Source organism: Roseixanthobacter pseudopolyaromaticivorans, assembly GCF_043195145.2.
Taxonomy (GTDB): domain Bacteria; phylum Pseudomonadota; class Alphaproteobacteria; order Rhizobiales; family Xanthobacteraceae; genus NCEH01.
Genome location: NZ_CM195539.1, coordinates 2485028 through 2497500, shown reverse-complemented (window position 1 = coordinate 2497500; position 12473 = coordinate 2485028). Strand labels below are relative to the sequence as shown.

Below are 12473 nucleotides of genomic sequence, written 5' to 3'. Positions count from 1 at the left end.
TGCTCGCTCCGATGGCGGGCATAACCGACGCGCCGGTGCGGCGCATGGCGGTACGTTATGGCGCCGGGCTCGTCGTGTCCGAAATGGTCGCCAGCGAAGCGCTGCTCGACGGCCACGGCGAGACCACCCTGCGGGCCGAGCGGGCCGGCATTCCGCTCCACGCCGTGCAACTCGCTGGCAATGATCCCTATTGGATGGGGGAAGCCGCCCGCATGGCCGAGGCTGAAGGCGCTGACATCATCGACATCAACATGGGCTGCCCGGCCAAGCGCGTGACCACCGGCGCGGCGGGCGCGGCCCTGCTGCGCGACCTGCCGCTGGCGGCGCGCATCATCGCGGCGGTGCGGTCCGCCGTCTCCGTTCCGGTCACGCTGAAGACCCGCCTCGGCTGGGATGGGGAGGCGCGGATCGCCCCGACCCTTGCATCCCTTGCCGAAGATGCAGGCATCGCCCTGCTGACGATCCACGGCCGCACCCGGTGCCAGTTTTATACCGGCACGGCGGATTGGGCGGCAATCGCCGAGGTCAAGGCGAAGGTGTCCATCCCCGTGCTGGCCAATGGCGACCTGACCACATGCGCCGATGCTGGCCCCATGCTCTCCGCCTCCGGCGCCGATGGGGTGATGATCGGGCGTGGCGCCCAGGGGCGGCCGTGGTTTCCGGGCCAGGTGGCGCGGTTCCTGGAAACCGGCCGCGCACCGGCCGCGCCGAGCCTCCACGAGCAGCGCGACGTGCTGCTGGAAATGTATGAGGGCTGGCTCGCCCTCTATGGCGTCGGGCTGGGCATGCGGCAGGCCCGCAAGCACATCGGCTGGGCGTTGGATGCGGCCGCGCAGAGCGCCGGCCGCGAGCAAGGCTGGGTGAAGCCGTGGCGGGAACGGCTCCTGCGCTCGGAAGACCCGCACGCGGTGACGGACGGGATCCGCGCCGCATTCGATGATGTGAACTGGAAGGCCGCGGCATGAAGGCAGATGCAAAGCGCCGGCCCGAGCCGGAGATGAATTTTACAAGAGCGATCCTCGACGCCGTGCCCCATCCGGTGATCACGATTTCGGATACCGGGCAGATCGTGGACGCCAATGTCGCGGCGGAGGCCTTCTTTGAAGTGAGCCTGCCGGTGCTGCGTCGGCGGCCGTTTGCGGAATTCGTGCCGTTCGGCACGCCGCTCCTGGGCCTGATCGATCAGGTGCGGGCGCGCGGCGCGCCGGTCAACGAATATCGCGTGGACCTCGGCACCCCTAAGAATGGCGGCGAGCGGGTCGTGGACATTCATGTGGCGCCGGTCTCGGAGCGGCCGGGCCATGTGGTGGTGATGATCCAGGAGCGCACCATCGCCGACAAAATGGATCGGCAGCTGACGCATCGCGGCGCCGCCCGCTCGGTGAGCGCGCTCGCCTCCATGCTGGCGCACGAGATCAAAAATCCGCTCTCGGGCATTCGTGGCGCCGCCCAATTGCTGGAGCAGTCGGCGGGCGATGAGGACCGCGCGCTTACCCGCCTTATTACCGACGAGGCGGACCGGATCGTGAAGCTGGTGGACCGCATGGAGGTGTTCTCCGACGAGCGCCCCATCGCGCGCGAGCCGGTGAACATCCACGCGGTGCTGGAGCATGTGCGCACGCTCGCCTCCTCGGGCTTCGCGCGGCACATCCGCTTCATCGAGGAATATGACCCCTCCCTCCCGCCGGTCTATGCCAACCGCGATCAGCTGGTGCAGGTGTTTCTCAATCTGGTGAAGAACGCGGCGGAAGCCATCGACTCTGAGACGGACGGGGAGATCCATCTCACCACTGCGTTCCGCCCCGGGGTCCGGCTCACGGTGCCCGGCGCCTCCTCCCGCGTCAGCCTGCCGCTGGAATTCTGCGTCAAGGACAATGGCAAGGGGGTGCCGGACGACCTGCTGCCCCATCTGTTCGACCCGTTCGTGACCACCAAGCCGACGGGGAGTGGCCTCGGCCTTGCATTGGTGGCGAAGATCATCGGCGATCACGGCGGGATCGTCGAATGCGACAGCCAGCCCCGGCGAACCAGCTTCCGGGTTCTCCTTCCCATGTATCGCGGCACACGTGTCGCCTCCGAGGACAACTGAGGTATCCATGCCCACGGGAAGCATTCTGGTCGCCGACGACGATGCCGCGATCCGTACCGTGCTCAATCAGGCCCTGTCGCGGGCCGGATATGAAGTGCGCTCGTGCGGGAATGCGGCCACCCTCTGGCGCTGGGTGAGCCAGGGCGATGGCGATCTGGTCATCACCGACGTGGTGATGCCGGATGAGAACGCCTTCGACCTCCTGCCGCGCATCAAGAAGGCGCGGCCCGACCTGCCGGTCATCGTCATGAGCGCGCAGAATACCTTCATGACGGCCATCCGCGCGTCGGAACGCGGGGCCTATGAATATCTGCCCAAGCCGTTCGACCTGAAGGAGCTGATCTCGATCGTCGGCCGCGCGCTCGCCGAGCCGAAGAAGTCGGATCAGCATCCGCTCGGCTCGGAGGAGCAGGACAATATCCCGCTGGTGGGCCGCTCGCCGGCGATGCAGGAAATCTATCGCCTGCTGGCGCGCCTCATGCAGACCGACCTTACCGTGATGATTGCGGGCGAGAGCGGCACCGGCAAGGAGCTGGTCGCCCGCGCCCTGCATGATTACGGCAAGCGCCGCACCGGCCCGTTCGTTGCGATCAATATGGCCGCGATCCCGCGCGATCTCATCGAGAGCGAATTGTTCGGCCACGAAAAGGGGTCGTTCACCGGCGCCACCACGCGCAATCCCGGCCGGTTCGAGCAGGCGGAAAGCGGCACGCTGTTCCTCGATGAAATCGGCGACATGCCCATGGAGGCGCAGACCCGCCTTCTGCGCGTGCTTCAGCAAGGCGAATACACGACGGTGGGCGGACGCACGCCGATCAAGACCGATGTGCGGATCATCGCGGCAACGAACAAGGATCTGCGCACGCTGATCCAGCAGGGCCTGTTCCGCGAGGATTTGTTCTTCCGCCTGAATGTGGTGCCGCTGCGCCTGCCGCCGCTGCGCGAGCGTTCCGAGGACGTGCCGGACCTGGTGCGGCACTTCTTCCTGCAGGCCGAGCGCGAGGGCCTTCCGGCCAAACAGATCGACACCGCCGCGCTCGACCGGCTGAAGCGCTATCGCTGGCCCGGCAACGTGCGCGAGCTGGAAAATCTGGTGCGGCGCCTGTCCGCACTCTATCCGCAGGAAATCATCTCGCCGAGCATCATCGAGGCGGAGCTTTCCGAGCCGGTGCCGAGCGCCGGCTCCGAGGACGGGCCGGTTGACGCCACGCTTGCAGCTTCCGTTGAACGGCATCTCAACACATATTTTGCCGGTTTCGGCGAAGACCTGCCCCCGCCCGGTCTTTACCATCGAATATTGCGCGATGTGGAATATCCACTTCTGTCCGCGGCGCTTGCCGCGGCGCGCGGCAATCAGATCAAGGCGGCGGAGCTGCTCGGGCTGAATCGTAATACCTTGAGGAAAAAGATCAGGGATCTGGATATTCAGGTCATTCGCACGAGCCGTTAATCTCTCCTGAAGCGGCATCTTATGCGTGCAAGGTGCAAATTGAAGGAATAGGATTACCTAGGGGGCGGTCCGGTTACGCGATGGCGCGCAATAAGGCACCGTATAGTTGATGCCCGTATGCAAGGACCCGCGATGACCGAGGTCGCTTCGAGTCAGCTGCTCTGGGCGATGAATGCCTTCATCGCCCAGGCCGATGACGGCGGCCTTTGGGGCGAAGCGCTGGAGCAGGTCTGCGCCGGCATCGGCCGGGAATTCGGCCTCAGCCGCGTCGCATTGTTTGAAGTCCAGCAGGATGAGCATCCGGGGCTCGGAGTGGTCTGCCGGGCGGATTGGGCGCGGCCAGGCCTTGATCCCATCGGCCGCACGCGCCATCGCACCATTGCCCCCGACGGCGCCGACGACCTGCAGCGCGATTGGGCGGCACGGCGCATCCGCGGCGAAGTGATCCAGGGGCTCACGCGCGATCTCACGGGTTATCTGCGCGTTTATTTCGAGAGCCATCAGATCGTGCGGTTCTACACCGTGCCGGTCATGGTGGGTGGGCATTGGTGGGGCCACTTCTGCATCGCCCACGACGACCCGGACCTGCCGTGGGATGAAGCCGCCATGTCGCTGTGCCATCTGATGGCCAGCATGGTGGCGCGCTCCGCCGAATGCGTGCGGACCGAGCGGGAGCTGAACGAAGTCACCTTGCGCAGCATGTTGGGCTCGGCGCTCGATGCCGTAATCTCCATCGACGAAGCCGGCATGATCCTGGAGTTCAACCCCGCCGCCGAGCGCATCTTCGGGTATGAACGCGAGGATGTGATCGGCCGCACGCTCGGCGCCACGATCATTCCGCCGCGCTATGCCACGGCGCATCAGGCCGGCCTCAGGCGCTATCTTGAGAGCAGCACACCCCACATTCTCGGCCGGCGCGTGGAACTCCAGGGGCGCAAGGCGGACGGCAGCGTGTTTCCGGTGGAACTGACCGTCACCGAGATCCGCGGCGCGACGCGCCGTTTCTTCACCGCCTATCTGCGCGACATCTCCAATTTCGTGGACGCGCAGGAGGCCCTGGAGCGGCTCGCCTATCAAGATGCCATGACCGGCCTGCCCAACCGCGCCGGCCTGGTGCGAATGGTGGCGGAAGTCCCGACCGCGCCCACCGGTGTCGTGGTGGTGCATTTTCGCGATCTCGATGTGCTTGCGGCCAGCCTAGGCCGCGAATTCACCGAGCCGGTCGCCGCGCAGCTGGCCCAGCGCTTGCGCCTCGCGCTGCGCGGCGATGCCATGCTGGCCCGCACCGGGGAGCGGGAATTCGCGATCGTGCTGTTTCGTGGGTCGGATGCGCTGGCCGCCGGCCGCAGCGTGGATGCCTTGTTCCAGGCGCCGCTGGAGAGCGAAGGGCGGCGCTTCTATTTGCGCGCCCGCATCGGCATCGCCCGCGAACAGGGGCAATTGGAGCACATGCTGCGCGACGCCGAGATGGCGCTTCATGCCCAGGGACGGGGCCATGCGGTGGTTTTCGATCAGTCGCTGCGCGCCGACCATCAGGAGCGTCTGGCGCTGGAGACCGACCTGCGCGACTCCATCCTGCGGCGGTCGCGCGATCTCTACATGGTGTTTCAGCCGATCGTGTGCTGCAAAACCGGCACCGTCATGGGCTTTGAGGCGCTCGCTCGGTGGAGCCACCCCGCGCTGGGGAATGTGGAGCCGAGCGAATTCGTCGCCATCGCCGAGGCCTCGGGCCTGTCGGAACAATTGGGTGAGCTGGTGCTGGAGCGGGCGGTTGCCGCCTGCGCACGCTGGAACCACGATCGCGCCTCCTTGGGGCTCGGTGCGCGCTACGTCTCGGTCAATCTTTCCGCCCCGCAGGTCATGGCGCCCGATCTCGTGGCCCGCATCGCCAATATTCTTCAGCAGGTGAATCTGAAGGGCGAGCAGGTGCTGTTCGAGCTGACCGAAAGCACCTTGTTGTCCGAGCCGGAAAAAGCGGTGGAAGTCATGGTCCAGCTGCAATCCCTCGGGTGCAAGGTGGCGATCGACGATTTCGGCACCGGCTATTCCTCCTTCAGCTATCTCCAGCGCCTGCCGGTGAACGTGCTGAAAATCGACCGCTCCTTCATCCGCGAGATCGTCGACAATTCGCGATCGCGGCGCATCGTCGGGGTGATGGTTGATCTCGCCCATGCCTTCGGCATCGAGGTGGTGGCGGAAGGTGTGGAAAACGACGATGCGCTGAACGAGGTGGTGGCCCTCGGCAGCGATTGTGTCCAGGGCTACCTCGTCGGGCGTCCCATGCGCGAGGAAGACGCCCGGCAATGGCCCGACGGCGGGCGAGCGGGCTGACACTTTTCGGTCCAAGCCTCTGATCGGTGGCGAGACCGGTCGCAATTGTCACATTTTTGCACCAGTGTTGTCTCATTGCATCAGTCGCGCCGATTCCCGGCGCGTCGCAGGGCTTCACCATCCATGACGAATGCCAACCTGGACGCCGCCAACACCCGTTCCGTCGGCGGGGGGATTCCAGGGGCGAGTCCGCTGTTGAGTGTGGGCCTGTTCGCGCCGGCCATGGTGGTCCTGGCGCTCTGCTCGGCGCTGGCCACCTTCTTGATCTTGATGGGTTTGACGCCCGTCATCCCCAGCCACGAAGTGGTCATCGGACTGCTGACGGGAAACGCGCTCGCGGTCGCGATCCTCTCCACCATGGTGGGCCGGGAGGTGTGGCGCATCGTCCGCGCCCGGGCGCGGGGCCGTGCCGCCTCGCGGCTGCATGTGCGCATCGTCGCCCTGTTCGCGGTGGTCGCCGTCGTGCCCGCCATCCTGGTGGCCGGTGTGGCAAGCCTGACGCTGGATCGCGGGCTGGACCGCTGGTTTTCCGTGCGGACCCAGGAGATCGTCGCGAATGCGGTGCAGGTGGCGCAGACTTATGTGCGCGAGCATGCGCTCAACATCCGCGGCGATATCCTCGCCATGAGTGCTGATCTCAACCGGCTGAAGCCGCTCTACGACAGCGATCTCCCGCGTTTCCGCCAGATTCTCACCGCCCAGGCGGCGCTGCGCAATCTGCCGGGCACGCTGATAATCGAGCACGATTTGAAAGTGGTCGAGCGGGCGCAGGTGATGACCGGGCGGGAATTCCTCGTTCCGGCGAATATCGCCATCGGCGAGGCGACGGCCGAACAGCCGATCATTTATCTGCCGTCCGACGCCGATTTCGTCGGCGCCCTCATCAAGCTGAAGGATTATCCCGACCTCTATCTCTACGTGGCGCGGCCCATAGATCCGAGGGTGATCGGCTATCTGAAGACCACGCGGGAGACGCTGGCGGACTATCAGAGCCTGGAAGAGCGCCGCTTCGGCGTGCAGGTGGCGTTCGCGCTGATGTATGCGGTCATCACGTTGATCGTGCTGCTCTCGGCGGTGTGGCTCGGTATCAACGTGTCGAAATGGCTGGTGGCCCCGATCCGACGGCTGATGTCGGCGGCGGACCATGTGGCGGCCGGCAATCTCGATGTCCAGGTGCCGATTTATCGCTCCGAGGGCGATTTCGCGACGCTGGGCGAGACCTTCAACAAGATGACCGCCGAATTGCGCAACCAGCATGACGCGCTGCTGCGCGCGCGCGACCAGATCGACGTCCGCCGCCGGTTCACCGAGGCGGTGCTCTCCGGCGTCGGGGCAGGGGTGATCGGCCTCGATTCCGATGAACGAGTCACGATCCTCAACCGCTCGGCGGAAAAGCTGCTGGGCGTGAAGGAGGCCGAAGCGCTCGGCCATCACCTAGCAGAAGTGGTGCCGGAGACCGCCTCCCTGATCGGCGAGGCGGAGGCCGGGCGCGAGCGTGTGGTCCAGGGCAACATCACGGTGCAGCGCGAGGGCCGCGAGCGGGTGTTCGCCGTGCGCGTGACCACCGAGCAATCCTCCGAGGCGGAGCATGGCTGGGTGGTGACGCTGGACGACATCACGGCCCTGATTTCTGCGCAGCGCACCTCCGCCTGGGCCGACGTGGCGCGGCGCATCGCGCACGAAATCAAGAATCCGCTGACGCCGATCCAGCTTTCCGCGGAGCGGTTGAAGCGCAAATACGGCAAGCACATCACACAGGACCGCGACGTGTTCGACCAGTGCACCGACACCATCATCCGCCAAGTGGGCGACATCGGCAGGATGGTGGATGAATTCTCCTCCTTCGCCCGCATGCCCAAGCCGGTGGTGGACAGCCAGGATCTCGCCGAGACCCTGCGGCAAACGCTCTTTTTAATGAAGGTCGGCCATCCCGAGGTCACGTTCGAGGCCGACATCCCTCCCTCCCTTCCGGCGCGGTTCGACCGCCGCCTCATTTCCCAGGCGCTGACCAACATCCTCAAGAATGCCGCCGAGGCCATCGAGGCCGTTCCGGCGGAACAACGTGGCAAGGGACTGATCCGCGTGAAGGCGGACCAGTCCGGCGAAGATCTGGTGGTTGATGTGATCGACAACGGAACCGGCCTGCCCCAGGAGAAGCGCAACCGCCTCCTGGAGCCGTATGTGACGACGCGTGAAAAAGGCACGGGCCTCGGCCTCGCCATCGTCGGCAAGATCATGGAAGAGCACGGCGGCGGCATCGAGCTCTACGACTCGCCCGAGGGACGCGGCGCCTGGATCCGGCTGCGCATGCGCGCCGACGGACCGATCCTCGCGCCGGCCGACCAGAAGAAGGGGGCGTGACCCATGGCCCATGACATTCTGATCGTCGACGACGAAGCCGACATTTGCGGCCTGGTGGCCGGCATCCTGGAGGACGAGGGCTATTCCGCGCGCACCGCGCGGGACGCCGACAGCGCCCTCGCCGCCATCGCGACCCGCCGGCCGAACCTGATCTTCCTGGACATCTGGCTGCAGGGCAGCCGCATGGACGGGCTGGAGCTGCTCGACACCATCAAGCTCCAGCACCCCGACGTGCCGGTGGTGATGATTTCCGGCCACGGCAATATCGAGACCGCCGTCGCCGCCATCAAGCGCGGCGCCTACGACTTCATCGAGAAGCCGTTCAATGCGGATCGCCTGATCGTCATCACCGAGCGCGCGCTGGAAACGCTGCGGCTGCGGCGCGAGGTGCGCGAACTCAAGCAGATGACGCAGCCCCAGACCCTGGTGGGCCGCTCCAGCGCCATCCAGCAGCTGAAGGCAACCATCGAGCGGGTGGGCCCGACCAACAGCCGCATCCTCATCATCGGTCCGTCGGGCTCGGGCAAGGAACTGACGGCGCGCATGGTTCATGCGGTATCGAGCCGCAACCAAGGACCGTTCATCGTCATTAACGCCGCCGCGATCACGCCGGAGCGGCTCGAATACGAATTGTTCGGTGTCGAGGAAGGTGAGGGCCGCGAGGCCCGGCGCGGCGCGCTGGAAGAGGCCCACGGCGGCACGCTGTTCCTGGACGAAATCGCCGACATGCCGCGCGAAACCCAGAACCGGGTGCTGCGCGTGCTGGTGGAGCAGACGTTCACCCGCATCGGCGGCACGGACAAGGTGAGCGTGGATGTGCGCATCATCTCCTCCACCGGCCGCAATCTGGAGGAGGAGATCGCACAGGGGCGGTTCCGTGAGGACCTCTACCACCGCCTCAGCGTGGTGCCGATCCGCGTGCCTCCCCTGGCCGAGCGGCGCGAGGACATTCCGGACTTGGTGGATTTCTTCATCGACCTGATCTCCCAGACCACCGGCCTGCCGAGCCGCAAGATCGCCGACGATGCCATGGCGGTGCTGCAATCCCACGACTGGCCGGGCAATGTGCGACAGCTGCGCAACAATGTGGAACGCGTGCTGATCCTCGCCGGCGGAGACCCCGACGCCATCGTCACCGCCTCCATGCTGCCGCCGGATGTGGGCGCGCTGGTGCCTAACCTGCCCAACGGGAATGGCGGAGAGCATCTGATGGGCCTACCGCTGCGCGAGGCGCGCGAGGTATTTGAGCGCGAATATCTCGCCGCGCAGATCAACCGCTTCGGCGGAAATATCTCCCGAACGGCGGAATTCGTGGGAATGGAGCGCTCCGCTCTTCATCGAAAGCTCAAGGCTCTCGGCGTAGGGTAGGCATAGGCGCTGCGGCGTCGAGGGGATAAGCTGAGGCAGGGGTCAGGGGGAATCGCGCATGAAGGTCGTGATCTGCGGGGCGGGGCAGGTGGGGCTCGGCATTGCCGAGCGCCTCGCGAGCGAGCAGAACGACGTCTCCATCGTCGATGCCAGCGCGCGCCGCATCCAGATCGCGACCGAGCAACTGGACGTGCGCGGCGTGGTGGGCCACGGCTCGCACCCCGATGTGCTCGCCAAGGCCGGCATCGAGCAGGCCGACATGCTGATCGCCGTGACCTTGCATGACGAGGTGAACATGGTGGCGTGCCAGGTGGCGCACTCCCTGTTCAACGTGCCGACCAAGGTCGCCCGCATCCGCGCCCAGACCTATCTGATGCCCGAATGGCGCGACATGCTCTCGCGCGACCACCTGCCCATCGATGTGGTGATCTCGCCCGAGATCGAGGTGGGCGAGATGGTGCTGCGGCGCCTGTCGCTGCCCGGGTCCATCGATACCGTCACCTTCGCCGATGGCGCGGTGGTGGTGGCCGGCGTCTATTGCTCCGAGGAATGCCCGATCCTCGATACCCCGCTGCGGGAGCTGACACAGCTGTTTCCGGACCTGCGCGCCACCATCGTGGCGGTGAACCGGGGCGGCAAGCCGATCGTGCTCACCTCGCGCGACACGATCCAGGCGGGCGACATCGCCTATTTCGTCGCCAAGTCCGATCAGGTGCGGCGCACGCTCTCCATCTTCGGCCATGACGAGGTGCCGGGGCAGCGTATCGTCATCGCAGGCGGCGGCAATATCGGCCTTTATGTCGCCGACCAGCTGGAGAAGCGCAATCCGATCGCCAAGATCAAGATCATCGAGAATGCGCCGGAGCGCGCACAGGTGATCGCGGAAACCCTGTCGCGCTCGGTGGTGCTGAACGGGGATGCGCTCTCGCGCGAGATCCTCGACGAGGCGGGGGTCGGGGACGCCGACACCATGATCGCGCTCACCAATGACGACCGCATCAACATCGTCGCCTGCCTCCTCGCCAAGCAGATCGGCGCGCGGCGCATTCTCGCGCTGCTGAACGAGCCGGGCTACACGACGTTCGCGCGCGGCCTCGGCATCGATGCGCACGTCAATCCGCGCCAGATCACCGTCTCCAAGGTGCTCCAGCACGTGCGGCGTGGGCGTATCCGCGGCGTACATTCGTTGCTCGACGGCGCGGGCGAGATGATCGAGGCGGAAGCGCTGGAGACCTCGCCTCTGGTGGGCCGGCCGCTGCGTGACATCGATCTGCTGAAGGGCCTGCGGGTGGGCGCGCTGGTGCGCAACGGCGAGGTGCTGCTGCCCACCGGCGATACGGTGGTGCGCGCGCAGGACCGGGTGATCCTGTTTGCCCTGGCGGAGCGTATCAAGCGCGTGGAACAGCTGTTCCGCGTGAGCCTCGAATTCTTTTAAAGCATCGCCTCCATGCCCTCCATCCTCCGGCTTCTCGCGCTGGCGCTCCTGTGGGTGGGGGGCGCGGCGCTGCTGCCCGCGCTGGTCTCGGCGCGCAATGGGGAAGGGCAGGCGCCCATCTTCCTCGCAACCGCGCTCGCCTGCGTCTTCTTTGCCGGCGCCATGCGCCTGTCCTGCGCCGGGGTGAAGGTGCGGATGCGCCGGCTCCATGCGTTCGCCGCCCTCGCCGCGCTCTGGCTGCTGGTGCCCGTCATGGCGGCGCCGGCGGTGGCGGTGGCGAGCGGGCTCGATCTGTGGCGCGCCTGGTTCGAGGCGCTCTCCGCCTTCACCACCACTGGCTTCACGGCGGTGCATGACGCTCCGCGCAGCCTGTATGTGTGGTTCGCTTTGCTGCAATGGAGCGGCGGCCTGCTGACCATCGTCTCCGGCGTGGCGGTGCTGGCGCCGGCGGGGCTGGCGGGCCTGCCCCATCGCGCGCAGGCGGGCGTGGACGGGCTGGAGATCGTCGATACCGCCGGCGTGGTGCGCGATGTCGCGCCGATTTATGCGGCGGCGACGCTCCTGGCGCTGATCGCGCTGCTGGCGAGCGGCAATTCCCTCTATGTCTCCCTGTGCCTTGCCTCTGCGGCGACCTCTTCCGGGGCCCATGTGCCACCCCAGGCGGTGGAGGCGCTGCGCACCGGGGTCGCGACCCCGCTGGTGATGATCCCGTTCATCCTGTGGTCGGCCACCAGCGTGCGCTGGCACCGGGCGCTGGTGACGCGCCGCATTCATGCCGCGCCCGAGCAATCGGAAAGCCTGCTGCTGCTTGGCTATTGGCTGGTGGCGGGCATCGTGCTCGGCGCCATCATCTTCCGCGACCCCTCGGATATCTCGGTGCGCGCCTCGCTGGAAATGGGGATGTTCAGCGCGGCCTCTTTGATCGCGACGAGCGGTCTGGTCAGCGGCGCGGAGGTCTATGGCATCGTCCCGCCCGCGCTGGTGCTCGGCATGGCGCTGGTGGGCGGCGGGGCGCTTTCGGTCACCGGCGGCATCAAGCTGCTGCGGCTGCGCGCCATGCTGCTGCGCGCGCAGGGCGATCTGATGCGGCTCATCTCGCCCCATCTGGTGCAGCCGGCGCGCACCGGTGAAGGGGGCGTCGGCTCGGCCATGCGCGGGGTCTGGGTGGGCCTCGTGTCGGTGCTCGCGACCCTCGCCCTGACGATCATCCTCATGAGCATTTCCATGCCCAGCCTCCAGGCGGGGGTGACGGCGGCGGTGGCGGCGCTGACCAATGCCGGCCCGATCTATGACGCGGCCGATCCGGATTGGCCCGCCGTTTCCGCTTTGCCCCCGCTGTCCGTGCTCGGCGCCGCCTTCGCCATGATCGCCGGCCGGCTGGAGACGGTGGGCGCGTTCGTGCTCATTCACCTTGCCTTCTGGCGCAGTTGAGGTTCGAA

Annotated in this window: 8 protein-coding genes; all 8 read left to right on the top strand. The window is 66.6% G+C overall.

Annotated elements, in window-relative coordinates:
- Positions 1-11: 11 nt before the first annotated feature.
- The 8 genes from dusB to V5F68_RS11985 all read left to right on the top strand — a co-directional run bounded on the left by dusB (position 12) and on the right by V5F68_RS11985 (position 12465).
- Positions 12-965: a tRNA dihydrouridine synthase DusB gene (gene dusB, locus V5F68_RS12020; protein ID WP_509274694.1), complete on the top strand. Its 954-nt coding sequence runs from the start codon at positions 12-14 to the stop codon at positions 963-965.
- Complete coding sequence (locus V5F68_RS12015) at positions 962-2089, top strand: two-component system sensor histidine kinase NtrB (protein ID WP_348844891.1); 1128 nt, start codon at positions 962-964, stop codon at positions 2087-2089. Before dusB ends, V5F68_RS12015 begins: the two co-directional genes overlap by 4 nt.
- 7 nt (positions 2090-2096) lie before the next feature.
- The gene (gene ntrC, locus V5F68_RS12010; RefSeq protein ID WP_348844892.1) at positions 2097-3539 is read left to right on the top strand and encodes a nitrogen regulation protein NR(I); all 1443 of its coding nucleotides are present in this window, start codon (positions 2097-2099) and stop codon (positions 3537-3539) included.
- Positions 3540-3671: 132 nt separating this feature from the next.
- Complete coding sequence (locus V5F68_RS12005) at positions 3672-5870, top strand: putative bifunctional diguanylate cyclase/phosphodiesterase (RefSeq protein WP_394014951.1); 2199 nt, start codon at positions 3672-3674, stop codon at positions 5868-5870.
- A gap of 123 nt (positions 5871-5993) precedes the next feature.
- Entirely contained in the window at positions 5994-8231 is a 2238-nt protein-coding gene (locus tag V5F68_RS12000) for a sensor histidine kinase NtrY-like (RefSeq protein ID WP_348844894.1), read from the top strand.
- Positions 8232-8234: 3 nt separating this feature from the next.
- Positions 8235-9599 carry a nitrogen assimilation response regulator NtrX gene (gene ntrX / locus V5F68_RS11995; protein ID WP_348844895.1) on the top strand — a complete coding sequence of 455 codons (1365 nt, stop codon included), beginning with the start codon at positions 8235-8237 and terminating at the stop codon, positions 9597-9599.
- Positions 9600-9657: 58 nt separating this feature from the next.
- The gene (gene trkA, locus V5F68_RS11990; RefSeq protein WP_394014950.1) at positions 9658-11034 is read left to right on the top strand and encodes a Trk system potassium transporter TrkA; all 1377 of its coding nucleotides are present in this window, start codon (positions 9658-9660) and stop codon (positions 11032-11034) included.
- Between the two features lie 12 nt (positions 11035-11046).
- A complete protein-coding gene (locus tag V5F68_RS11985) occupies positions 11047-12465 on the top strand; it encodes a hypothetical protein (RefSeq protein ID WP_394014949.1) in 1419 nt (472 codons plus the stop codon).
- The last annotated feature ends 8 nt before the right edge of the window (positions 12466-12473 follow it).